The organism is Kordiimonas laminariae, from assembly GCF_023008165.1.
Classification (GTDB): domain Bacteria; phylum Pseudomonadota; class Alphaproteobacteria; order Sphingomonadales; family Kordiimonadaceae; genus Kordiimonas; species Kordiimonas laminariae.
The window spans coordinates 66814-91347 of the sequence record NZ_JAKQZA010000002.1; the positions used below are offsets into that span (position 1 = coordinate 66814).

The window sequence follows — 24534 nt, forward strand, 5'->3', positions numbered from 1 at the left end:
CCTTAACCTAAGCCCAACTTAAAATGGCCACAGCTTACCAAGCCAAGACCCTTCTTTTACTTCAGGCTCTAAGTCACTGTCTGTCAAGAGGGCATAGCTATAACGGTACCATTTTGAACCCGGATAGTTGTTTCCAAGTACAGCGCCTGCCATTTGTGCTTCATCAACAATTCCAAGTGCGAGATACACTTCCACAAGGCGGTGTAGTGCTTCAGGCGCATGGCTTGTTGTCTGATACTGCTCAATCACATTGCGAAAACGCATAGCGGCAGAAAGATATTCCTGTCGCCCTAAATAGAAGCGACCTACTTCCATATCTTTACCCGCGAGGTGATCATGGGTAAGAGATAGCTTCAGCTGTGCATCACGGGCGTAATCCGTATCGGGATAGCGGCGCATCACTTCGGTAAGCGCAGCAACCGCTTCATGGGTTTTCGCCTGGTCGCGTCCCACATCAGAAATCTGTTCATAGTGACTTAGTGCGATTAGATAATAGGCGTATGGAGCTGAGCTGTTACCGGGGTGCAACTGCAGAAAACGTTGTGCGGACAAAATGGAATCATCATAATCATTATTCATATAATGAGCATATGCAGACATAAGCTGTGCACGACGGGCCCATACGGAATAAGGGTGCTGGCGCTCTACTTCATCAAACGCAAACGCTGATAACTGATATCTACCACGCTTAAGATTATCCTGTGCAAGGTTGTACAAAACCTCTACATCGCGAGCGACATACTTATCTTCGCTATCACCGGAACTACAAGCAGCCAAAAACACTGTACTAGCTAACATGCTTGTTTTAATTAACTTTTTACCAATCATACAACCTGTCACCCCGACGAAACTCAAAATATCTTGCAATATTCCTATAAGAGGATATCCTACAACCATTGCAACCATTAGTATTATTTTTGCCAATCCACTGAAGGGTGTCCCGGCAGTATTTGGTTCAGGCAGACTTCTAGCACAGCTTTATGCCTTAGCCAACGGAGAAAACCTTCTGCAACCAAGGAAGGATAGTCAATGGTGCTTTACTCAGAGAGTAACCATCAAGAAAATGGCGATTTTTCGGCACGCAAAGCCGATTTGATAGATAAACATGTGGGACAACGCCTGAGAGACAGACGAAGAGCACTTGATTTATCACAACAAGACATCGGCCAAATTTTAGGTATTTCCTATCAACAGGTACAGAAATACGAATGCGGATTAAACCGCATAAGTGCGGGTAGAATGTATATTCTAGCGCACATTATGCAGGTGAATGTGTCGCATTTTTATGAAGGTCTACCTCCAGCTGATGAGCTAATCGGCGGGCGCCTTCATGATCTGGATATAACTACCTCAGGTATAGAGAATATTCCTACAGGCAATGTCCAGAACGCTTTAAACGATTTAGTTCGCGCAATTCGCGATTCTAAACTCATGTAACAAAAAACGGCGGGTTGCGGCCCGCCGTTAAAATCTCTGAAATCTAGTTTTATTAAAGTTCACCGCGTACTAGTGCGTCATAATCAAACATAAGCTGTTTGGTAATCTCACCGACTTCAAAGTTATGCTGACCAATTTCAGCCAGCGGGGAAACTTCAGCCGCAGTACCTGTAAGGAATGCTTGCTCAAACCCTTCCATCTCTTCAGGCATAATCGCACGTTCTGTAACCTTAATACCGCGGCGCTTTGCCAGGTCCATTACTGTTCTGCGTGTTATACCATCCAGGAAACAATCTGGCGTCGGGGTATGAATTTCACCATCTTTAACAAAAAAGATATTTGCGCCGGTCGCTTCTGCAACCTGCCCCCGATAATCAAACATCAGACTATCGTCATAGCCCTTAGCTTCAGCTGCATGCTTAGAAAGCGTGCAAATCATATAAAGCCCAGCTGCTTTTGCATGTACAGGCGCGGTATCAGGTGCCGGACGACGCCAATCAGAAATATTAAGACGTAAACCTTTAAGTCGCGCTTCCGGAGAGAAGTATGACGGCCATTCCCATACTGCTATAGCCGCATTAATACGGTTATGTTGCGCGGAAACACCCATCATCTCGCTACCACGCCAAATAACTGGGCGGCAATAAGCATCTACCAGATTATTTTTCTCAAGAAGCTCGTTACAGGCATCGTTAATTTCCTGCTGGGAGAACGGGACAGTCATATCCAGAGTATCAGCTGAAGCGAAAAGACGCTCCGTGTGTTCCTCTAATTTGAAGATTTTTCCATTATATGCTCGCTGCCCTTCAAATACTGAGCTACCATAATGCATAGCATGTGTAAGGACATGGACATCACAGGCTTTCCAATCTTTATACTCACCATTCATCCAGATTGTGCCATCACGGTCTGCAAAAGACGAGGATGTCATTTCATTTCTCCAAAAACTTAAAAACTATAATAATATAACTGTTTTCACTTGAAATTCGTAACATTGTGTCTGTATTATGTCAACAACACTGACGTATCAGTAGATAAAAATATGCAAAGAAAATTACCACAATCCAATTTATACCTGCGGGAAGAAGAACTTCGCCGCGGCATTGAGCTTCTCTACTTCGCATACCGCGACTTCACCCGGGACCCAGATGAAATTCTGGCAGATTCCGGTTTTGGTCGCGCCCATCACCGGGTGCTTTATTTCGTGAAGCGGAACCCAGGCACCACAGTATCAGGCTTATTGAGTTTGCTACGAATTACCAAACAAAGCCTATCTCGGGTATTAGGGCAATTAGTTGATGACGGATATATCGAGCAAAAGCCCGGTACCGAAGATCGCCGACAACGTCTCTTATATCTAACCGATAAAGGCGAAAAATTTGAAGCTGATCTTTTTGCCACTCAACGTCAAAGGGTTGCGCAAGCTTATAAAATGGCAGGCCCCGAAGCTGTATCTGGATTTTGGGAAGTTCTTCTTAACATCGTTGATGATAGTGAACGTGAAATCGTTATGCGCCAGCTGGAAAAATAGCTATGGCTTCAGAAACACAAAAAACCATAATGGATTGGGCGGAACAAACCTTTGGTCCGGTGAGTGATCAAACTACACTGGTGAAGCGCGCCCAAATTGAAATGGAAGAACTTCTGGAAGCCACTGCAGGCGCAGATACCGATGAAATGGGCAAAGAAGCAGCTGACGTTCTTATTCTTTTAATGCGCCTAGCGGAGATTAATAATATTGATCTGGGAGCCGCAGTAGACGCCAAAATGCGGGAAAACCGGTTACGTAGATGGCAACCGGCAGGGGACGGTACTGGAACACACATTAAAACCGTATAACTAAGCAGGCATACGGTTCACCAAAAACTTTTCGTCAACACACCAGGGATTTTCCGGCAACAGTTTCGCCATACGCCTCAGCCACGGCCCCACCGTTGGATGCATCAATGGCGGCAGGTCCTTCACAATACCAGCCTGATACATAAAGGCCATCTGTGGGTAAACTGCAAAATCTGCAAGCGAAGGCTGATCAAGCTCACCCAGAAAAGGCCCTTCCCCCAGATGGTTCACCAATTCACCAAATATCCGCATCTGCATAGCCTCAAGAGACTCATCTCCATCAAGATGAGCAACAAGGGCTTTAATGAATGGTGCTTGTCGCAGTAATTGCGGCCAGGCTTTTTGAATTTCTTCCGGCAAACTTGCACCAGCGGAAACTATCTCGGCTAGCCGCCATGCTCGCTTATTAAAAGCCTCGGTTACTTCCCCTTCAACAGCGCTTCTGAATACCATGCCCGGGATAAACTGCTCGCTCGCCCATTTATCTATCTTTAGGATAGTTTCACGCTCTGCCGCATTCACACCAAGAAGCGATTTTTCTGGAAACAGCTCTTCCAACCATATCCCCAATTTTGACGAGTCAGTGCGCCATTCGCTCCCAACCTTCAAAACAGGAACTTGCGTTCCCTCCGTGAACCCAATGGTTTTATATGGCTCAACGGGGCTTACATGCACGAACTTAAAATCCAGGTCTTTATAATAAAGATACGCGGAAACCTTGCGTACATAAGGGCTGGTTACATAACCATATAAGGTGATATCTGTCATTGTGTGCTCCATTGTTCCATATAAACAATAGAGCGGGAAGCGCCTGCGGCGAGGCACAAACCAACACCGACAGGACACAATAAATTTATCGCTGAAATAACTTCAACGCAGATAGCTATAGTGTAAGTTCAAGGTGCGCACGACCATCAGATGTATGGGCAAAGCTTTTGCCGTTTGCACCAATTTCTGCGTTAATCCGCTTTCTGAAAGCAGAGAAACTATCAAACGCCACCACATCTACGGGCTCGACCAAATCTAACTTAACTTTGTAGCGCCCCTGGCTCCATTCATTAAAAGCCAACACTTCAGCTTTAAAACGTTGCCCAAGATAATAGCCGGAGACCAAGCTACCCTCTTCTATACGCAGCGTATTGTTTGCCAAAGCCTTTGCACGAAGCGTATTCCAATCACGAAACCCATGTTTATGGGCCACAGCCTCAAGCGATTCAGAATGTGAAAGTGACGTACCCGCTGCCAAAGCTGCTGAACGCAGTTCTTTTGCACGAGCTTTAAGTTCAGCTATCGTTGGAAAAACATTCAAACCATTCATTTGTTTTCTCACATATTAAGCGGAACGTGAATGGGGCTCGCATTACCAAACAACCGCATATGTAAAACAAGCTGGTTGAAAACCTGATACTTCACCAAAGCTATGCTTGCGAGCGGCAGGCGTATCAGCGCCTCTGAAGGCTAAATAATAATTACTCTGCCGTTCGTCAAGGCACAAAAAAAGGGCCACCAAAATCGGCAGCCCTTCTTTATTCATATTCTATGATACTTATTCAGCGTCGTCGTAGAAGTTTTTACCTTCTTTTACAGGCTTCCAGATCTTCTTCATTGATAGATAAAGAATGATGGAAAGAATACCCAGGAAGATAAGAACGTTCATGCCCATACGGTGACGATCTTCAAGCTTTGGCTCAGCAACATATGTAAGGAACATAGTTACATCACGTGCCATCTGCTCTGGTGTTGCTGCTGTACCGTCTTCATACTCAACAATACCTTCAGCAAGTGGCGGAGCCATAGAGATCTGGCCACCCTTGAAATAAGGGTTGTAGTTCTTGCCAGCTGCTAGGTCAAAGTCTGCCGGAGCATCTTCATAACCAGTCAGGACGCTGAACAGATAGTTCGAGCCATCGTGGCGTGCCTTAGCAAGTAGAGATAGATCAGGTGGTAGTGCGCCACCGTTTGATGCACGTGCTGCATTTTCGTTAGCAAACGGTGCTGGGAACGCATCCTGAGGAAGCGCATTACGCACTGTTTCATCACCAGCATCATCAGGTTCACCAGCCACTTCATATTCAGCAGCAAACGCTTTGATCATATCTTCGCTGTAGCCCAGCTCAGCAAGGTTACGGAAGCGGAAGTACTTCAGGCTGTGACACGCTGAACAAACCTGCTTGTATACCTGCCAGCCACGCTGAGCAGAAGCACGGTCATACTTACCGAAAGCGCCGTCGAACGACCACTTCTGTTGAATTGGGTGCTTTGCAGCGCCAGCAGCCATCACAGCGCCGGTTAGCGCTGCAGTAGCAGTAAGAGCAAGTGCAATGTTTTTGAAGAATTTCATTGTCATAGTCCCCTTACTCAGCTGCTTGTGCTTTAGGAGCACATGCTTTTGCAATGCTTTCTGGTAGTGGTAGCGTTTTCTCGATCTTGCCAAGAAGCGGCATAATTACCAGGAAGTGAGCGAAATAATAAGCTGTACCGATAAGGCCAAGTAGAGGCCAGATACCTTCAGGTTTCTTACCACCAACAATTGTCAGAAGAACCATGTCAGCAACCAGGAACCAGAAGAAGTAACGGTATGTTGGGCGGAAACGTGTTGAGCGAACTTTAGAAGTGTCCAACCATGGTAGGAAGAACAGGATAATGATCGCAGCAAACATCGCGATAACACCAAGAAGCTTCGCCGGGATAATCACAATATCAGTGAAAGGAATACCGATATCAAATGTGATCGAACGAAGGATCGCATAGAATGGCAGGAAGTACCACTCCGGAACGATTGAATCAGGAGTTACAAGCGGATCAGCCGGAATGTAGTTATCTGGGTGGCCCATTGCGTTTGGATCATAGAAGATAAACGCAGCGAACACGAAGAAGAATACACCAACACCGAACGCATCTTTAATTGTGTAGAACGGGTGGAATGGAATTTGGTCAGCGCTAGACTGAACTTCCACACCTAGTGGGTTACCACTGTCGGAAACTTTCTTCGCCCAGATGTGCAGAATAACAACGCCCGTGATCACAAATGGCAGCAGATAGTGAAGGCTGAAGAAACGCTTCAGTGTTGGGTTATCTACAGAGAAACCGCCCCAAAGAAGTGTTACAATGTCTTCACCAACAACAGGAACTGCTGAGAATAGGTTTGTAATTACTGTTGCACCCCAGAAAGACATCTGGCCCCATGGTAGTACATAACCCATGAACGCAGTTGCCATCATCAATAGGAAGATAACAAGACCGAGCATCCATAGTACTTCACGTGGTGCTTTATAAGAACCATAGTAAAGGCCACGAAGGATGTGGATATAAACAGCAATAAAGAAGAAAGAAGCACCGTTTGCGTGCATATAGCGGATAAGCCAGCCATAGTTTACGTCGCGCATAATACGCTCAACGCTATCAAAAGCGAGAGATGTATCAGGCGTATAGTGCATCGCTAGTACGATACCAGAGATAAGCTGAACAACCAGCATCAAACCAGCAAGGGAACCAAAGTTCCAGAAATAGTTCAGGTTACGCGGTGTTGGAGTATCTGGTCCAACAACATTGCTAACAAGAGCAAGTACAGGAAGACGTTCCTCTACCCACGCCAAAGCCTTATTTTCAGGCTTAATTGTTTGCCATTTTGCCATGATATCTTCCCTATCCGATTTTAATAGTTGTGTCGCTTAGGAAGGCATACTCTGGAACCGCTAGGTTTAGCGGAGCCGGACCCTTACGAATACGACCGGATGTATCATAGTGCGAACCGTGACATGGGCAGAACCAACCACCGAATTCACCTTTTTCATCGCCTGACTTAGAGCCAAGAGGCACACAACCAAGGTGCGTACAAATACCTGTAACAACCAGCCATTTTTCGTGACCTGATTTAATACGGTCAGCGTCTGACTGCTGATCAGGAAGTGCAGCAACGTCAACTGCGTTTGCTTCTTCGATTTCAGCTTGCGTACGGTGGCGAATGAAAATTGGCTTACCGCGCCACTTAACAATTACAGCTTCACCTTCGCCGATTGCACTGAGGTCAACCTCAACAGATGCAAGAGCGAGCGTATCGGCCGCTGGGTTCATTTGGTCAATAAATGGCCATGCTGCCATTACTGCGCCTACACCAGCTCCGCCGGCTGCGGCAATGTGAAGAAAGTCACGACGTGTAGCTTCTTCACCTTCGATAGTATTAGTGATGTTGCTCATCTATTTTTCCCTGACAGGAATTTGATGCTCAAGGCGATCAATCATTACAATTTGTCACCTTATTCTACCCCTGCTTGGCTTAAAATCTCTGCGGCACAGGGTCGCAGATCTTTCGTACCAATAGCACGAACGCCAAGCAATTAAGCTTAGCGAGTTGAGATTGGTTTAGTCGCCTACGTCAAAAGAGGCAACCCTTTATGCGTCTGAAAAGTAAAAAAAAAGGTAAAAAAATGTTCTCACCACTTGAAACCGTTGAACCTTTTCCCAAAGCCCACTAAGTTCCGCGCCATGGATATAGCACTTTACCAACCAGACCAACCGCCAAACACAGGCACGCTCTTAAGACTTGGGGCCTGCATGAAAACGGCTGTACATGTAATAGAACCCTGCGGTTTTCCATTTTCGAAACGCGCACTCAGGCGTTATGCAATGGATTACGCAGACCTTGTTGATCTGCATCATCACCTTGATTGGGATGCCTTTCTTCAGTGGACAAAAGACAATAATCGCAGGTTAGTACTGCTCACGACAAAAAGCGATCAGACTTACTGTGATTTTGAATTTACCTCTGAGGATATCCTTCTGGTAGGCAGTGAATCGACAGGCGCACCAGAATCAGTGCATGATGCGGCAGATGCCCGCATCACTGTTCCTATGAGCCGAGAAGTACGCTCTTTAAATGTAGCTGTTTCAATGGCAATGGTACTTGGTGAAGCGCTAAGACAAACAAATAGCTGGCCTGAATAGAAAAGGACACACAAGTGGATATCGAAGAAAAAAAACAAAAAGCCGCTGATTGGTTTCAAAACCTACGTGATCAAATTTGCGCCAGCTTTGAACAGATCGAAGACGACAATGAAGGCCCGATGGCTGGTCGCGAAGCTGGTCGTTTTGAACGCAAAAGCTGGGACCGTACCAACCAATCAGATGGCGCCGAAGGTGGTGGAGGCACTATGTCCATCATGCGCGGCGGTCGTGTTTTTGAAAAAGTCGGTGTAAATATTTCAAGCGTGCACGGCACCTTTACAGAAGAATTCGCGAAAAACATTCCGGGTGCGGAAGAAGACCCGAGCTTTTTCGCCACTGGCATTTCGCTCGTTGCACATATGAACAGCCCAAAGGTACCTGCCGTTCATATGAACACGCGTTTCATTTGCACCACTAAAAGCTGGTTTGGCGGCGGCGCTGATCTTAACGCGCCTCTCCCAGATTCGTATGACACCGCATCCTTTCATTCAGCTTTCAAGGAATGCTGCGACAAGCACGACCCTGATTATTACCCGCGCTACAAAGAATGGTGTGACCGCTATTTCTATATCCCACACCGCAACCGGGCACGCGGTGAAGGCGGTATTTTCTATGATCAACTGAACACAGGTGACTGGGAAAACGACTTCGCCTTCACCCAAGACGTAGGTCGCACATTTAATGACATCTATCCTGAGCTTGTGCGCCGTCATATGAATGAAAGCTGGACACCGGAAGAACGTGAAAAGCAGCTCGAGTATCGTGGCTATTATGCAGAGTTCAATCTGGTGTATGACCGCGGCACTACCTTCGGCCTTAAAACAGGCGGCAATGTAGAAGCTATTCTTATGTCACTGCCACCAGAAGCAAAATGGCCGTAAATACGAGTGCTCGGTGATTTAGCAATATATGGCGGGTTGTTTGTAAGCGCATTTATTGCCGCTACCCTGCTGCCCGCCTTTTCTGAACTTAGCTTTGCCGCCAGCTTATCTGAAAATGCAGGCGTTCCTTTATTTCTCTTTATCGCTGTTACTAGCGGTAACGTTCTAGGCGCTTGCTTAAACTGGTGGATCGGAAGCAAGATTGTTCATTTCCAATCCCGTAGTTGGTTCCCTTTCTCCCCTAATCAAATCGCAAAAGCGGAGCATCATTTTGCACGATACGGTAAATGGTCTCTGCTGTTTGCATGGCTTCCTGTGGTGGGCGATCCTTTAACCCTCGTAGCAGGTATATTGCGCACAAATCTGTTATTCTTCCTAACACTTGTATCAATTGGGAAAGCTACCAGATACGTAGTAATATGGTTTGGTATCAGTCAAATTTAGCTGCCACAAAATTGTCAGGAAGCACTTTTAATATCTGCCTCAACAGGAGGATCAATATGTTCAGATCAGTTTTATCATTCACGCTTTTAGGCCTACTATTATTAGCAACTGCTCCAGCGTTTGCGGACAAATATGAAAAGAAACGCCAGAAAGTTCAGGATATGAGGCAGGAAGTGCTCGTTGAACTTTTTGAAGCCCGTCCGCAGGCGCAAGCTGAAATTGACGAGGCATACGGCTATGCCGTTTTCTCAAACGTTGGTGTACAGGTGTTTCTGATCGGCGGCGGCGGCGGTCGCGGTGTTGTACATGATAACCGCTCAAACACAGACACATATATGAAAATGGCAACCGCCAGTGTCGGCCTTGGCCTTGGCATTAAAGACTTCAGAGCCGTGTTTGTATTCCATGATGAAGAAGCACTAGATAGCTTCGTTCAAAAAGGTTGGGATTTCTCTGGTGAAGCAGATGCCGCAGCACGCTCTAATGAAAAAGGCGGTGAAATTGGCGAGGCCGCTTCCTTCCGCAAGAAGGTAAGTGTTTACCAGTTCACTAAGGCAGGCCTTGCGCTTCAGGCGTCTCTCCACGGTACAAAATACTGGAAAGACAAGAAGCTTAACCGTTCAAGGTAGCAAGCAAATCTTCTTTTGAGAGCTTGAACCCACTATCGATCCAAATTTGTTCTAGCTCTCTCATTCGCCTTCCAAGATCTGGTCCTGCCTCAAAACCGCGATCCAGCAAATCCTTCCCTTGCAAAGGAAATACGGGCTGAACCCAGTTCCGGCATATCTCCAGTTCTCTTGCATAATCTTTACTACCTGAACAAATCACATGCTGTTCCATAACCCATGGCCCAAGTTCATATAGTAACTGCTCGAACGAAGCTTCACTTTCTCCAGCGATTTCAAGCCCAATCAATTGTTTCCGTTGTTCATTGGAAAGCTTGAATTTCTTTGCAAGCTTCTGAGCAGAAAATACAGATGATCCAAGCATATAGAAACGTGCCAACGCATCAGCAGCTAAGCCCGAGCTTGCTTCACACATTGATAACAGTTCCATGTTACTACCACGAAAAGCGTCACCATAAATTTGCTGCAAAACCCCAGCTTTCCACATTGAAAAAACAGGCTGTATAAAATTTGGTAGTGCCATCATTTTCATAAGTTCATCACGTATCCGCTCAATAGAAAGAGCATCCAGCAGATAACGGAGTGAGCTACATGCTTTCATCCCCGCTTTATCAGGCTCACCTTGCCCGTACCGCGCGGTAAAACGGAAGAAACGCATAATTCTGAGCGCATCTTCTTTGATCCGCTCTTCAGCGTCGCCAATAAAGCGTACTCGGCCTATCTTTAAATCTTCTATCCCGCCAAAAGGGTCAAACAGTTCACCGTCTGGCGCACAATATAGAGAGTTAATGGTGAAATCTCTGCGCTTGGCATCCTCAAGCCAGCTTTCCGTGAAGGCTACTTCTGCGTGCCTGCCGTCCGTTTCCACATCCACCCGCAACGTGGTGATTTCAATATGAGTTCCTGAAGAAACAGCCGTGACAGTACCGTGTTTAAGCCCTGTTGGAATAACCTTGATACCTGCTTCCTCAAGTAGAGCCATCGTGATTTCAGGCTTGTGGGTTGTGGCTGCATCAATATCAGATACATGGCGCCCAGCGAGTGTATCCCGAACAGCACCGCCCACAAATTTAATAGCCTCAGCCCCCAGCGCTTCAACAACACGCTCAACACCCTGCGAACAAAGCCAATCAGCCTTCAGATGTATCGCCTGCGTCATCTTTTTTCTTTTTCGTACGTTCTAGATGCTTGATCGCCTCGGGGTGATCAGCAGGCAGGAAGCCACCTGGCACTAATTTACCATTTTCCATATAGGCAGGTACATAAACCTTATCAACATCACCGCTATCATCAGTAAAGCGAAGGCCAATACCCGCTACAACCAAACCAATAATAACCGAGATCAAGCCAATACGAAGTTGCTTTGCATCCTTATCTGAAAGGCCCTCTTCGCTATTCTTCTTAATGCGCCACCGCACCCACAAGAGAACCAGCACAACAGGGAGTATAAGAAGTAGAATACGAATAAAAATTGCCATTGTTACCCCCGTTTTGTTGTTTCAAGCACATCGCATAAATTCACCAGCATGGCAGCTGTAGCGCCCCATATCTTATACCCATTATAAGGCAAATGATAATAGTGCCTTTCGATACCTTGCCAAACTGCTGATTCTCGTTTGTGATTATCCCTATCAAGAACGAAAGAAAGCGGCACCTCGAAAACATCGGTTACCTCACCTTCCTCAAGAACAAGATCAAAACCGAGCTTCACCAAACCAACCACAGGCGTTATCTCAAATCCTGTACCCGTTCTATAAGTATCAAGGAAACCGGAAACATTCACATAGGAACGATTAAGGCCCACCTCTTCTTCTGTTTCCCTAAGTGCTGCCGCCACTTCATCAGCATCCGTATCATCCACACGGCCACCAGGGAAACTTACCTGCCCTGCATGCTTGGTAAGAGTTTCAGACCTTTTGGTAAGAAGAATAGTTGGCCCACTGGTATGATCAATAATCGGCACAAGTACCGCTGCTGGCCTCGGCACAACATTAACCAGTTCTTTAAGCTTGATATGGCTGTTAAGATCATAATCACTGCGATTACCGCGCGCGGCAGGGTTATCCGCCTTAAGCGCTTCCGCTAACCAGTTTTGCATCTACTCAGTACTCCACTGACCAAGACTGAATTCACACCCTGCTGACGATACCATAAGTTCAGTTTTTGCACCGTTTTTCACTTCGTTTGCCATTTCAACCAATTCATAAAAAACAGATCTTGCGACAAGTGCATCCAAATTACCTCGAACCCGAACATAAGGCCTTGGTTCCTCTGTGGTTTCATCGACATGAACAGAAATAGGGTGTTCTGCATCCACTGCGACCTTATCCCCCACATTCGTAGTGAAAACGAGCGTATCATCTTCTACATCAACCCGTATGGCCGTAAAATGCGCGTCATCAACCGTAATACCGATCTTTTCAACCGGCGTAACCAAATAGGTTTTTCCGTCACTATCCTTACGAAGCACGGAAGAAAACAGTTTCACCATACGGCTACGGGTAATAGGCGTACCCATATAAAACCAGGTTCCATCACTGGCGATACGCATATCAATATCACCACAAAAATCCGGGTTCCATTTATCAACTGGCGGGTATTTTTGCCCTTCAACCTGCTTTAACAGCCCTTCAAGGGAAAAAGACGCATGTTGTTTGTTTTCGGCCATATAATGAACGCTCCTTTACCTCACTATATGGCGCGAAATTTCAGGATGGAAATGTTTCTTACGCAGCGGGTGCCAGTTCACCAAAACGTGGTTCACCGGAACTAGCTTCAAGTGATGCAAACCCCGGCAGAATTTTACCAACGGCGGGCAACGCCCTAACAGTCGCTGGCTTTGCAATCAAAAGCCGCCGCTCTTTCCCTGTCGGAAGAGTGATAAAACTTGGAAGCACGCTTTCAAAACCAAAACGCTGGTAATAAGCAGCATCGCCAACAAGCAAAACCCGCTTATGACCAGTGGCTTTCACGCCAGCCATCGCGGTTCTCATAATCTTGGAACCAAGACCACTACCCTGATATTCCGGGTGGATAGCAAGAGGCCCAAGGAATACAGCATTCGCGTTTTTGCCAAGAAGCATATCGTGGATATGAGCCGCGCAAAATCGAACAGTTCCCACAACCTTGTCCCCATCTCGGGCAACAAGAGACAAATTCGAAAGAATTGGATTATCTACTCTAAGAGCATGTGAAGATTTGGAGAATCTCTCATCCCCAAAAACCGTATCCAGCAGAATATCAATCTGGTTGCTGTCAAACGGCTGTTCCTGATCAATGGTGATCATCAGCAATTTCCCATATCGCGGCGCACGCGCCAAACACAACAAACGTTATAAGATTCAGTATCTTATCGTCGTCGGAGCCGGTTAATCCGGTTGATATGGGTGCTCTTTACCATAAGGAGTATTACGCTTTTATGTTCAAACTGCCCGGACCATAAAACTGTAATAGAAAAAATACCAGCAAGTTTTTCTGATTTTTAAGATTACCACACCAATTGCAGGCGCGTTGTAATCGTATGAGCATCAACACTGGCTGCATCAGCGGTTTGAAACTCCTGAAATGCTATATTCAGTAAGAAACGTATATGGCGGTTTAGGTAAAGGTTGGCACCAAAGAGATAGGTTTCCTGATTGCCAAAACGAAACGCATCATCATTCAGGCTGAGGAAATCCGCTCTAGCAACCAATTGCACTGCCAAATCACTATGCTTCAGGTCCTGATAACTTGTCCACTTACCGGCCTTGATATCGATGGCGCGCACATGGTCTGTCAGGAAATACCCAATTTCTGCGTAACCGCCACCGAACTTAGCGGCTGGCTGTTGGTTATCCAGCGTTGATCGCTGCACACCATATTCGGCTGCCAGATGAAAGCGTTCATACTGAACTGCGCCTTCAAAGCCTAGATACTCTTCATCTGTTACCAGTAGACCTGCGCTGATTACGGACGAAACAGCAATTGCATTTAATTGTCCTCGATAACTACGGTTTACCGCATCATCATAGGATTTATCCCAGAACGCTGCCCCAACCAGCCAACTGGTATTTCCTTTATTTTTTCCAAAAGTCGCACGTACGGCGTAGGACCAAATTTCAGGAGAGAAATCGATATCTCTTTCTTCACCGTAAATACCGGATGTAAACGTAAAACCGCTTTGGTGATAAGCGGCAGATACACCGATCGCACGCCCCAGGTTAAACGCATCGGTAAATGCTGCTCGCTCTGCAAAGCTGATATCCATGATGGATGTTTGTTCTTCGAGCGAAACAGGTACACGGTGTCGCCCTACCGTTAATGAAAAAGCGTCTGATAATTGATACTTTAGAAAAGCATCTTCAAACGTTACGTCATCGCCCGCAAATTCGGTGCTGAGTTTAAATTCAAAGCCTGAAGTCAACCTCCCATTCAAGGTTGCCCGCACTGATCGGAAATCAAAATCCTCTTCAGATCTACCTAAATCGGAAGTGTTGAAATGAGTGAAATCGGTAATAGAACGAAGCTGTAAATTATAGGTAGGTTCATCTGTGTCATTTGCCGCAACAGGCAAAGCAACTGTCCCCATCACTACAAAAGAACACAATAATTTCTGGATACTCGTAAACTGCATATTCGCCACAATATTACACTTTTATGACAATATCAAATTCACCGGCATCATAGAGAGTATAGATGGTTTATTACGAAAAAACGCCAAACCTTCGTGGTTCAGCGTTTTTTCTATTTATCTTATTTTGTAATCTGGCCTAGATCGTCATCAATGGCTTCAGCCGCCATCACTACGGTTTCGATGGACCGCATGAAGAAATCTATAGGAACCGTTTCAAAATCGTCTGATGGACGGTGGTAATGCGGATGATCTTCAACGCCGAAATAGAGAAACGGGATACCTTCCCTGTGGAATGGACCATGGTCTGATTGAAGCGTCCAATCATTAGAGCCCAATTTAGGATCATCATGCCCCATCAACAGCTTCACTGGTGCTGCGGCAGCAACTTTTTCAATCACAGGCTTCAACGCAGCAGTGTGATAAGCGCCTGCAGCATAAAGCTCATTCTTGTCGCTGCGGCTGAGCATATCGAAGTTGATATTAAAGGCCACGTCACCAGCGGCTTCCGGGATTTCCTTCACAAAAGCACGTGCGCCCTGAAGACCCACTTCCTCTGCATCAAAAAGGGCAAAAATCACGTCATGCTTTGGTGGGTGCTTCTGGAAATGTTCCGCGGCCGCCAAAAGGCCTGCAACACCAGAGGCATTATCATCTGCACCATTAAATATTTCACCACCGCGAACACCCACATGATCATAATGTGCAGAAATCACGATAGACTTACCCCCACTGTCGCTTCCCTTAATTCGAAACAGCAGGTTGACAGCACTCAGGGAAAGTTCATCACCGTTTCGGCGCTTTACCGTGAAATCAAAAGGATATTCATAAGTACCGTCCAGTGGCTCCAGCTTCATGGCTTTGAGTTTGTCCATCAGATAGGCACGTGCCTTCGCGTTTCCTTCGGTGCCCGTCCCCCGGCCCTGCATATCATCCGCAGATAGCGTTTTAATCACTTCAACAGCGTTTTCTTTACTGAACTCCGCCTTTTCACCAGCTTGGGCCGATAAGCTTAAGGCTGCCACAAAAGCTAGTACCGAAGTTGTTTTCATAAATCTGGATTTCAACGTTCATCCCCCGATGTCATTTTGTTTGCCTGTATCCTACAGATTAGCCCTGCAAACACAATAAACCTTCGTCGTATTTCACAGAAAAACAAAAACCCCCGAGCATCACTGCCCGAGGGTTCTGTTTGCATAAATGCAGTCGCTATATGGAAGCGTGGCTTAGAAGCCCATGCCGCCCATACCGCCCATGCCGCCCATGTCAGGCATTGCAGGTGCTGCAGCAGCTTTATCTTCTGGAAGATCAGCAACCATAGCTTCAGTAGTGATCATCAGACCAGCAACAGATGCTGCGTCCTGCAGAGCAGTACGAACAACTTTAGTTGGGTCGATAATACCTTTAGCAACAAGGTCTGTGTACTCTTCGTTCTGAGCGTCGAAACCGTAGTTTACATCGTCTTGCTCAAGAAGCTTGCCAGAAACAACCGCACCGTCAACACCAGCGTTTTCAGCAATCTGACGAACAGGAGCTTGAAGCGCGCGGCGGATAATGTCGATACCTTTGCTCTGGTCATCGTTCGCGCCTTCAACACCCTCAAGTGTTTTCACAGAGTAAAGAAGACCAGTACCACCACCAGCGATAACACCTTCTTCAACAGCAGCACGTGTCGCGTGAAGCGCATCATCAACGCGGTCTTTACGCTCTTTCACTTCAACTTCAGTAGCACCGCCAACTTTAATCACAGCTACACCACCAGAAAGCTTAGCAAGACGCTCTTGAAGCTTTTCTTTGTCGTAATCAGAAGTAGTTACTTCGATTTGCGCTTTGATTTGCTCGCAACGTGCTTTGATATCGTCATCAGCGCCAACGCCGTCTACGATAGTTGTGTCTTCTTTCGTGATGTTCACACGCTTAGCAGTACCAAGCATATCAAGTGTCACGTTCTCAAGCTTAATGCCAAGATCTTCAGAAACAACCTGACCACCAGTTAGGATAGCGATATCTTCAAGCATTGCTTTACGGCGATCACCGAAACCAGGAGCTTTAACAGCAGCGATTTTCAGACCACCGCGAAGCTTGTTCACAACAAGTGTTGCAAGCGCTTCACCTTCGATATCTTCAGCGATGATAAGAAGTGGCTTACCAGACTGAACTACAGCTTCTAGAAGTGGCAGCATTGGCTGAAGGTTGGAAAGCTTTTTCTCGTGAAGAAGAATAAGCGGAGTTTCCATATCTACAGTCATCTTCTCAGCGTTTGTGATGAAGTACGGAGATAGGTAACCACGGTCAAACTGCATACCTTCAACAACGTCAAGCTCGCTCTCAAGGCCTTTAGCTTCTTCAACTGTGATAACGCCTTCTTTGCCAACTTTTTCCATAGCAGCAGCGATATCAACACCAACCTGAGCTTCACCGTTCGCAGAAATAGTACCAACCTGCTCGATTTCTTCAGTTGTTGTGATTGTTTTTGTACGCGCCTTAAGGCCTTCAACTACTTTAGCAGTCGCAAGGTCGATACCACGCTTAAGGTCCATTGGGTTCATGCCAGCCGCAACAGATTTCATGCCTTCGCGTACGATAGCCTGAGCAAGAACAGTTGCAGTTGTTGTACCGTCACCCGCTACATCATTTGTGCGAGAAGCAACTTCTTTAACCATCTGTGCGCCCATGTTTTCAAACTTGTCAGCAAGTTCGATTTCTTTCGCTACAGATACGCCATCTTTCGTGATGCGTGGTGCACCGAAAGACTTATCAAGAACAACGTTACGGCCTTTAGGACCAAGTGTAACTTTTACAGCGTTTGCAAGTGTATCAACACCAGCAAGGATTTTGGCGCGCGCTTCACCACCGAGTTTTACGTCTTTAGCAGCCATGGAGGCCTCCTAAATATAAAGTAAATTCAAATAAGGACTATAATGGGGACCGAGTGATTACTCGATGATGCCCATAATGTCAGATTCTTTCATGATCAGCAGATCTTGGCCGTCAACTTTAACTTCTGTGCCAGACCATTTGCCGAAAAGGATTTTGTCGCCAGCTTTAACGTCTAGTGGTGTTACTTTGCCGTCTTCAGCTTTTGTACCAGCACCAGCTGCAATAACTTCACCTTCAGAAGGCTTTTCTTGTGCTGTATCAGGCAGAATAATGCCGCCAGCAGTTTTAGCTTCGCTTTCAAGACGCTTGACCAATACACGGTCATGGAGCGGACGAAGAGCCATGGTTTGTCTCCTAATTGATAAACCTTTAAATTCTGTTGTTAGCACTCAGTTAAATGGAGTGCTAACGTGCAGAACTATTTAAGTTTCTGGAGGCTGGCTTTCAAGGATTGAATCTCATTTTTTTTGGTTTCCTGAAGAGCAGTTCAAAATCAACAACCTCCATATCGATTAACTATTTAATTTATATGCAAAAATTAAATACACCGCGATACCTGTTGATTATTTATTCCCTTAGGAAAACAAGGTATTTTTAGGTGACTTTCCCTAAGCACTATTCCAATCAAAAGAGAATCCATATCCTGCCTCTATGATTCCCTAGCTCTAGAAATAAAAAAGCCGGGCAAGTTTCCCTGCCCGGCTCTAATTCTAAACTCTCTCAGCGATTTAGAATGTTACGCTGATCTTACCGTATAGGTAACGGCCGTTAAAGCCGTATGGCGAGAAGCCAGAATATGGGAAAATACGAGAGAAACGTGTTACGTCAGCAACGTTGTTGCGTGTCGCTTCAGGGTACACATCAAACAGGTTGTTTGCACCAATAGAAACCGCAACGCTTTCTGTCACATCATATCTGATATCCAGATCAGTGATCCACGCTGAATCCAGCACTTCTTCACGCTCTGGGTTATTGCTTGGCTCAACCACTTCGCCGTAGCGAGTTGCACGCGCCGTTAGTGTTAGCTTGTTCCAGAAGTATGTTGCGCCGAGGTTCAGCTTCGTCTCTGGGCTACCTAGCTCAAAGCGGCGGAATTCGTTCGCATCAAAGAGGTTAGACTGTTCGATACCAATCTCCTGCAGAACCGCAGGTGGGTCGATAACATCTGTTACCTTGTTGTCGCTGTAGTTAAAGCCAGCATTCAAATCAAGACGACCGCTATCACCCAAATCAAACGAATAGTTTGCTACAACATCAACACCCTGTGTACGGCTATCAATACCGTTCAGGAAGAAGCGAGCACGGTTAGCGCCTGTGCCGGCAAGAAGCGCCTCCACACCATCACCAGATAGGTTAGATGACAGTACAATACGGTCTTCAATTTTAATGTTGTAATAATCAACAGTCAGGCTCAGGCCATTTGTTGGTGTCCAAGAGAAACCGCCGCTGAAGCTGAAAGATGTTTCTTCTTCAAGGCCAGGAGAGCCGAGCGCTTGCGCTACATCGCTTGATGGACGGAATGTACCAGTTTCTGTCGGCTCACCGTCTACGAACACAGTTGCGATAGATGTGAAGTTCTGCTGCGCAAGAGACGGCGCACGGAAACCAGTAGAAACAGAACCGCGAAGTGCGAATGTTTCAGTAATTGAGTAGCGTGTTGCTACTTTCCAGTTAAAGGTAGAACCGAAATCAGAATAATCTTCAAAACGGCCTGCTACTGCAACATTCCAGCGGTCTGTCAGGTCTGTATCAAACTCAAGGTAAAGACCAATACTGTCACGGCCATTATCAACTTCTGACGCAGGACCAAAACCAGGGAATACCTGCGAACCAGCAGCACCCGGGAATGTACCTTGAATAAAGGAAGCTACTTCACCAGCTTCAATTTTATAATTTTCATTGCGGAACTCAGCACCGAACGCAACGTTTACAGGGTTTGCCAGGAAGTCTACATCCACCAAACGGCTGAAATCAGCATTCAGTGTAAACTGGGCATTGATCAGGTGACCTGCATCAAATTCTGTTGGGCTAACCGGACCAAGTGATGTGTTAAGAGAGTTGGCTACACCGAAGTTGAAATCATCTTCACCGTACACAGCAGATACATCATAATCCCACTCGGAAATCTGGCCGCGAACACCAGCAGCAATAGAGAAATCATCGATATCTGATGTGATAAGCGGCAGGAAGCCATCTGGGTAAATCTCAGGCACGTTACGGCTGTTACCCGGCAAACGGTTAAAGCCCGCGCTATCACCAGTACGCTTGCTGTAGCTACCAAAGCTATATACTTCGTGCTCACCTAAAGGCACTGCTGCGTTATAGAAGATATTCACATCTTCAACGTTTGCATTACCAAAACGTGTGTTGTAACGGTCGTATGTTAGTTCACGTGGATCAAGGTTTCCGTCAATGCGGTCATACGCTTCACGGTCATCAAAATCAGAACGATTAGTTGCGTTACGGTCACGGTATTCAACAGAAACGTTGAAGAAACCTTCTTCGCCAAGACCAAAACCAATATTACCACGTAGTGTTAGTGTTTCACCGTCTGTACGCGTGCGGTCATCGCCAGTTGTGAACTGAAGGTTACCGTCTGCATCAACAGATACATCTTCGAGCTGCGGTACACCGTCAAGCGTTGTGACATTCGCGCCGTATGTCGCAGACATAATGCCGCCTTCGTTGGCGTCTTTAAGTACAACATTAATTACACCCGCAATCGCATCAGAGCCATACTGAGCTGCCGCACCATCACGCAGTACTTCAATACGCTTGATCGCATTAGCTGGAATAGCGTTCAAATCAACCGCGGAAGAACCACGTCCAACAGAACCATTAAGGTTCAGAAGTGCACTTGTATGACGGCGTTTACCGTTCACAAGAACAAGAGTATGGTCTGGCGCCAGGCCACGAAGCTGAGCAGGACGCACATGGTCTGTACCATCTGTTACAGCTGGCTGCGGAAAGTTAAAGCTCGGCAGCAAATTTGCCAGAATTTGGTTTGTTTCTGTAAGACCAGTTGCTGTAAGCGCTTGCGCATTCAATACATCAATTGGCACACTGCTGTCTGCAATAGTACGGTCTTTACGGCGTGTACCCGTAACTACCACTTCTTCAATATCGCTTACCGCTGGACCATCCTGCGCCAAAGCTGCTGGCGCTGCTGTCATTGCTATAGATACGAGCGATGCACCAGCGAGCAATGCGCTATAGCCGTTAACTTTCTGCTTAACCATGGAAAGTTTTCCTCCACTTTACTCTTTTAATAGTATTTTTTACTACGAGGCAATTATTATTTGTATGTTAATTTCCTACAGCAGGAAAATAATGTAATATTATTATAAATCAAGGAACCGTAACGTAATAAAACTACGTTCCTGACCAAAGTTTCAACATCCGTTGCATTAATAGCACACCCTGTGGCTTTTCAATTTCTTTCGTTTATGGCATTCTACTTATGCAATCCTGGAGAGCACCATGATACTGAATGGATCAGGCACTCTGTATGTTGCGATTATTGGCGCAGGGCCAGCCGGTTATTATACAGCGGAAGCATTTGCCGCTAAGCATGACAATGTGCACGTAGACATCATTGATCGTCTGCCCACACCATATGGGTTGATCCGGGCTGGCGTAGCGCCAGATCATCAATCTATCAAAAATGTTGCCCTTCGGTACGCCGCCACCAACGAAAAAGATAATGTCCATTTCATTGGTAATCTTGAGCTAGACCGGGATGTTTCAATTGAAGAACTACAACAGCTTTATGATGTAGTCATTCTGGCGACTGGTGCTCCTAAGGATCGGGCGCTTGGTCTTGAAGGTGAACAGCTACAAGGGGTGTACGGCTCGGGAGCCTTTGTTGGCTGGTATAACAGCCACCCTGATTACAGAGACCTAAACCCTAATCTGAAAACACCAACCGCAGTCATCATTGGCAATGGCAATGTTGCAATTGATGTGGCGCGCATCCTCGCAAAAACAGCTCAAGAAATGGCAGAAACTGATCTTGCACCTTATGCAGCTTCTGAAATCCATACATCTATCTTGAAAGATATCTACATCATCGGTCGCAGAGGCCCGGTCGAAGCTGCTTTCACCCCCAAAGAACTCGGCGAACTCAATAAGCTGGAAAATTGTATCCCTTTATTTGATCCTGCACTTCTTGAAGCTTTCGAAGAAAATACTGATCTGACCGTGGTCCAAAAAAAGAACTTCGCAATCCTGCGCGACATAGCAGCCAACAAACCAGAAAAAGATAAAATCAGATTACACCTTTCCTTCTTCCAGCGCCCCTTAGCAATTGAGGGGAATCAAAGCCTCACCAATATTCTACTGGAAAAAACAAAACTGATGCCAAACGGTGTGGAAGGTACTGGGCATACCGCGGAACTCAAATGCGGTCTTCTTGTGTCCTGCATCGGTTATAAAGCTTCGCCTATAGAAGGAATACCGTATGACACTCGATCAGGTGTTTATGTTAGCAGTGATGGGCATATAAGCGACAATCTCTACTGTGTTGGATGGGCAAGACGTGGCCCGACAGGGACCATTGGCACAAACAGGCCTGACGGCGTTGGCATAGCTGATAAAATTCTCAGCGAAATCACACCATCTGGCAAAGCTGGTAGGCAGGGCCTTGATGCGCTTATCCAAACAAGAGCCTTGCATACCGTTTCGTTTGCCAATTGGAAAAAAATAGAGACCGCTGAACAAGAAGCAACCGAGGGCAATGCCCCTCGGCGTAAATTCACCAACATTGATAAAATGATTAAAATCGCTGAAAGCTGACATCAGCGCTTGGTCAAACGGTACTCCCCAGTCACCTTGGCGAACTTTATGCCAATCGCCAGAGCAAACAACAGCGGCGCAAGCGCAACAATAAGAGCTGATATCTCTGAACGCCGCACATTTTTACTGGCTTCCAGATAATGTTCCCGCTCAAGCCTGTAAGCTGACAGATACTCCGCCACATCTTCACGTTCCTGAGCGCTAATACCTGCTGCTACCTCATCCAGGCCCAGAAGGAAATTTGCCGGGATATCAACGGGGAATTCCTCATTTTCATTAATAAGATCAAGAGCGGAGATTTTCACCTTTGTCCAGCGGCAAAACTGAACATCCCCTCCGTGCCCGGCTCCTTCACCACAAGCATACTCGTTATAAACCTCAAACCAGTTTTCCAGCGCACTCTGGGTGCGCTCTGAGGTCATGCGTGATGTTTCCTGCGCCATTTGAGACTGGAAAAAACGCGCTTCTTCAACAAAGCCGTAGATCGAAATCGCGGCAAGAGATAGCCACATATAATCTACAAGTCGCCATTTCTTGAGCGATAGTGGTCGCTTAAACACCCAGAAATAATGGGCAATGGACGTGCTTAAAACAAATGCCAAAAACACAACAAGTGGATCAGAAGAAGCTTCTAGAAGTCTATTCAAATCAAATACCTAAACTAATGAACTATTCATTTTTTCTGCCTTCACCATACCTATGAATAAGCAGGTCACGGATCAACAATAACCAACAATTCGTGAAACAACAAACCAGCGGGGGATACCATCAATGAAAAAACTGATTATCGGCAGTATATTCGTTATAGCAACACTGGCGCCCAATGCCGTTTCAGCAGACACCATCACCATTTCAGGCACCATCACAGATAAAGAAGGGCAGCCGGTTTCCAAATGTGATGTCTTTTTCAATAAGGAAGCATGGATTACAGATGATAGCGTTCACGTTCAGTGCGACAAAAACGGCCGCTACTCAGCAGAAATAAAGGCAGGGCACTATAATAGCTTCTATGTATGCGATGAAGAAGAATACGGCAAAACAGCTCTTGAGTTCTGGGGATGGAACCTCAATTTCACCAAAAACCAAACGCTTGATGCTGCCTTTGACACACTTGAGGTTTACAGCCTGTCCACATGGGCATCAAACGGTGGGTCGAACTCCGTCTTTGGTTCTTTCCGGCCTATGTCTCTCAAGAAGCCTGTTTATAGAAACCTGGAGCTAAACGGCAAAACAATTGCGGTAATGGATATTACGCCATCGGTTGATATGCATTCAATTGCAGGGTCCATTGATGATACCCCTTTAAAACTAGTGAACTATAACTGGACTTACGAAAAGGTTGCCAATTGCAGCGGTGCGCCAGATGATATTTCCACGGAAAATGGTTGCTACATGCCCATGATCATAGCTCAGTTTGAAAAACCACAGATGGCCGCAGGCCAGCATACCTTCAAAATCAGGCTCACCGATGCAGAAACAGGCAACATTGGTGAAGGCATTACCCATTTCACGAGTAACAGCAAAAATCTCGGCTTCTAAACCTTTCAGGAAATAAACAAGGCGCTCGATTGAGCGCCTCTTTATCTATTTTCTCAGTTTTTTCAGAACACCGCTAAAAGACATGATCGGCTCACCATCTGAAGTGATCATGCCGCGCACAAAAATGAGAGATTTTGCTGCTCTCAGTATCTCGCCATCGGCTTCGATAAGGGCTCCCGGCTTTCCTGCTGATATAAATTCACTGTTAAAACCAACGGTAACACCGCCTGCCTCAGTCAAATCTTTCTTGGCGATAGCGAACAGTGCAAAGTCTGCAAAACTCATAAGGAAACCGCCATGGAGTGCACCACCGCTGTTGGCATGGCAAGGGCTGGTCCAATAAGCAGATTTATGGGTACCGTCTTCCTTTTCTTTCATAAAGAATGGGCCAAGCATATTTTCATAAGGATCTGTATCCCCCCAAATATGATACCCTGCGGCCTCAAGCTCTTTATTCTTTTCGTTATACATGCCTATCTTCCCAATAAAAAACAGGGACTTATGCCCCTGCTCTTTTCATATAGCTTTTGCTTTTCGGCTG

Annotated in this window: 28 protein-coding genes; 9 read left to right on the plus strand and 19 right to left on the minus strand. The window is 46.1% G+C overall.

Going from position 1 to position 24534, the window contains the following annotated elements; genetic code table 11:
- Nucleotides 1–18: 18 nt before the first annotated feature.
- Nucleotides 19–828, minus strand: a complete 810-nt coding sequence (locus MF542_RS03705; protein ID WP_247016097.1) for an outer membrane protein assembly factor BamD — start codon at nt 826–828, stop codon at nt 19–21.
- 201 nt (nt 829–1029) lie between these two features.
- Between MF542_RS03705 and MF542_RS03710 the strand changes: the two genes are divergently transcribed.
- Entirely contained in the window at nt 1030–1437 is a 408-nt protein-coding gene (locus MF542_RS03710; protein ID WP_247016099.1) for a helix-turn-helix domain-containing protein, read from the plus strand.
- Between the two features lie 52 nt (nt 1438–1489).
- Here MF542_RS03710 and MF542_RS03715 read toward each other — a convergent pair whose 3' ends face one another.
- A complete protein-coding gene (locus MF542_RS03715) occupies nt 1490–2368 on the minus strand; it encodes a branched-chain amino acid aminotransferase (protein WP_247016101.1) in 879 nt (292 codons plus the stop codon).
- A gap of 111 nt (nt 2369–2479) precedes the next feature.
- Between MF542_RS03715 and MF542_RS03720 the strand changes: the two genes are divergently transcribed.
- Complete coding sequence (locus MF542_RS03720) at nt 2480–2968, plus strand: MarR family winged helix-turn-helix transcriptional regulator (RefSeq protein ID WP_247016103.1); 489 nt, start codon at nt 2480–2482, stop codon at nt 2966–2968.
- A gap of 2 nt (nt 2969–2970) precedes the next feature.
- On the plus strand, nt 2971–3276 hold the full coding sequence (locus MF542_RS03725; RefSeq protein WP_247016105.1) for a dATP/dGTP pyrophosphohydrolase domain-containing protein: 306 nt from the start codon (nt 2971–2973) through the stop codon (nt 3274–3276).
- On the opposite strand, the gene MF542_RS03730 is transcribed toward MF542_RS03725, so the two are convergent.
- The 5 genes from MF542_RS03730 to petA form a co-directional block, all read right to left on the minus strand.
- Nucleotides 3277–4044, minus strand: a complete 768-nt coding sequence (locus tag MF542_RS03730) for a glutathione S-transferase family protein (protein ID WP_247016107.1) — start codon at nt 4042–4044, stop codon at nt 3277–3279.
- Nucleotides 4045–4159: 115 nt separating this feature from the next.
- Nucleotides 4160–4594: a glyoxalase superfamily protein gene (locus MF542_RS03735; RefSeq protein ID WP_247016109.1), complete on the minus strand. Its 435-nt coding sequence runs from the start codon at nt 4592–4594 to the stop codon at nt 4160–4162.
- Nucleotides 4595–4822: 228 nt separating this feature from the next.
- Nucleotides 4823–5617, minus strand: coding sequence for a cytochrome c1 (locus tag MF542_RS03740; protein ID WP_247016111.1), 795 nt, complete (start codon nt 5615–5617; stop codon nt 4823–4825).
- Between the two features lie 13 nt (nt 5618–5630).
- The gene (locus tag MF542_RS03745) at nt 5631–6911 is read right to left on the minus strand and encodes a cytochrome b (RefSeq protein WP_247016114.1); all 1281 of its coding nucleotides are present in this window, start codon (nt 6909–6911) and stop codon (nt 5631–5633) included.
- Nucleotides 6912–6921: 10 nt separating this feature from the next.
- Entirely contained in the window at nt 6922–7473 is a 552-nt protein-coding gene (petA, locus tag MF542_RS03750) for a ubiquinol-cytochrome c reductase iron-sulfur subunit (protein ID WP_247016116.1), read from the minus strand.
- Between the two features lie 288 nt (nt 7474–7761).
- Here petA and MF542_RS03755 point away from each other — a divergent pair, with 288 nt between their 5' ends.
- From MF542_RS03755 to MF542_RS03770, 4 genes are read left to right on the plus strand one after another with little or no spacing between them, the layout of a single operon-like run.
- On the plus strand, nt 7762–8220 hold the full coding sequence (locus tag MF542_RS03755; protein ID WP_247016118.1) for a tRNA (cytidine(34)-2'-O)-methyltransferase: 459 nt from the start codon (nt 7762–7764) through the stop codon (nt 8218–8220).
- Nucleotides 8221–8234: 14 nt separating this feature from the next.
- On the plus strand, nt 8235–9101 hold the full coding sequence (gene hemF, locus MF542_RS03760; RefSeq protein ID WP_247016120.1) for an oxygen-dependent coproporphyrinogen oxidase: 867 nt from the start codon (nt 8235–8237) through the stop codon (nt 9099–9101).
- A 6-nt stretch (nt 9102–9107) separates the two neighbouring features.
- Nucleotides 9108–9545 carry a YqaA family protein gene (locus tag MF542_RS03765; protein WP_247016122.1) on the plus strand — a complete coding sequence of 146 codons (438 nt, stop codon included), beginning with the start codon at nt 9108–9110 and terminating at the stop codon, nt 9543–9545.
- A 56-nt stretch (nt 9546–9601) separates the two neighbouring features.
- Nucleotides 9602–10174 (plus strand): lipid-binding SYLF domain-containing protein, encoded by a 573-nt coding sequence (locus tag MF542_RS03770; RefSeq protein WP_247016124.1) that lies wholly within the window; start codon nt 9602–9604, stop codon nt 10172–10174.
- Here the strand turns inward: MF542_RS03770 and MF542_RS03775 are convergent.
- The 10 genes from MF542_RS03775 to MF542_RS03820 form a co-directional block, all read right to left on the minus strand.
- On the minus strand, nt 10158–11330 hold the full coding sequence (locus MF542_RS03775; protein ID WP_247016126.1) for a CCA tRNA nucleotidyltransferase: 1173 nt from the start codon (nt 11328–11330) through the stop codon (nt 10158–10160). The two genes, MF542_RS03770 and MF542_RS03775, sit on opposite strands and share 17 nt — an antisense overlap.
- Nucleotides 11302–11649, minus strand: coding sequence for a hypothetical protein (locus tag MF542_RS03780; protein ID WP_247016128.1), 348 nt, complete (start codon nt 11647–11649; stop codon nt 11302–11304). Before MF542_RS03780 ends, MF542_RS03775 begins: the two co-directional genes overlap by 29 nt.
- 2 nt (nt 11650–11651) lie before the next feature.
- On the minus strand, nt 11652–12269 hold the full coding sequence (locus MF542_RS03785; protein ID WP_247016129.1) for a CoA pyrophosphatase: 618 nt from the start codon (nt 12267–12269) through the stop codon (nt 11652–11654).
- Entirely contained in the window at nt 12270–12839 is a 570-nt protein-coding gene (locus tag MF542_RS03790; RefSeq protein ID WP_247016131.1) for a DUF1285 domain-containing protein, read from the minus strand.
- A gap of 58 nt (nt 12840–12897) precedes the next feature.
- Nucleotides 12898–13458: a GNAT family N-acetyltransferase gene (locus MF542_RS03795; protein WP_247016133.1), complete on the minus strand. Its 561-nt coding sequence runs from the start codon at nt 13456–13458 to the stop codon at nt 12898–12900.
- Between the two features lie 200 nt (nt 13459–13658).
- Nucleotides 13659–14783 (minus strand): OprO/OprP family phosphate-selective porin, encoded by a 1125-nt coding sequence (locus MF542_RS03800; RefSeq protein ID WP_247016135.1) that lies wholly within the window; start codon nt 14781–14783, stop codon nt 13659–13661.
- A 119-nt stretch (nt 14784–14902) separates the two neighbouring features.
- Nucleotides 14903–15847 (minus strand): M20/M25/M40 family metallo-hydrolase, encoded by a 945-nt coding sequence (locus MF542_RS03805; protein ID WP_247016137.1) that lies wholly within the window; start codon nt 15845–15847, stop codon nt 14903–14905.
- A 159-nt stretch (nt 15848–16006) separates the two neighbouring features.
- Nucleotides 16007–17659 (minus strand): chaperonin GroEL, encoded by a 1653-nt coding sequence (gene groL / locus MF542_RS03810; RefSeq protein WP_247016139.1) that lies wholly within the window; start codon nt 17657–17659, stop codon nt 16007–16009.
- 57 nt (nt 17660–17716) lie between these two features.
- Nucleotides 17717–18004 carry a co-chaperone GroES gene (gene groES / locus MF542_RS03815; RefSeq protein WP_247016141.1) on the minus strand — a complete coding sequence of 96 codons (288 nt, stop codon included), beginning with the start codon at nt 18002–18004 and terminating at the stop codon, nt 17717–17719.
- Nucleotides 18005–18388: 384 nt separating this feature from the next.
- Nucleotides 18389–20899, minus strand: coding sequence for a TonB-dependent receptor plug domain-containing protein (locus tag MF542_RS03820; protein WP_247016143.1), 2511 nt, complete (start codon nt 20897–20899; stop codon nt 18389–18391).
- Nucleotides 20900–21140: 241 nt separating this feature from the next.
- Between MF542_RS03820 and MF542_RS03825 the strand changes: the two genes are divergently transcribed.
- Entirely contained in the window at nt 21141–22454 is a 1314-nt protein-coding gene (locus MF542_RS03825) for an FAD-dependent oxidoreductase (protein ID WP_247016145.1), read from the plus strand.
- A gap of 2 nt (nt 22455–22456) precedes the next feature.
- Here the strand turns inward: MF542_RS03825 and MF542_RS03830 are convergent, their stop codons facing one another.
- A complete protein-coding gene (locus MF542_RS03830) occupies nt 22457–23101 on the minus strand; it encodes a hypothetical protein (protein WP_247016147.1) in 645 nt (214 codons plus the stop codon).
- 124 nt (nt 23102–23225) lie between these two features.
- Between MF542_RS03830 and MF542_RS03835 the strand changes: the two genes are divergently transcribed.
- Nucleotides 23226–23993 carry a peptidase associated/transthyretin-like domain-containing protein gene (locus MF542_RS03835; protein ID WP_247016149.1) on the plus strand — a complete coding sequence of 256 codons (768 nt, stop codon included), beginning with the start codon at nt 23226–23228 and terminating at the stop codon, nt 23991–23993.
- A 45-nt stretch (nt 23994–24038) separates the two neighbouring features.
- Here the strand turns inward: MF542_RS03835 and MF542_RS03840 are convergent, their stop codons facing one another.
- The gene (locus MF542_RS03840; protein WP_247016151.1) at nt 24039–24464 is read right to left on the minus strand and encodes a PaaI family thioesterase; all 426 of its coding nucleotides are present in this window, start codon (nt 24462–24464) and stop codon (nt 24039–24041) included.
- Between the last annotated feature and the right edge of the window lie 70 nt (nt 24465–24534).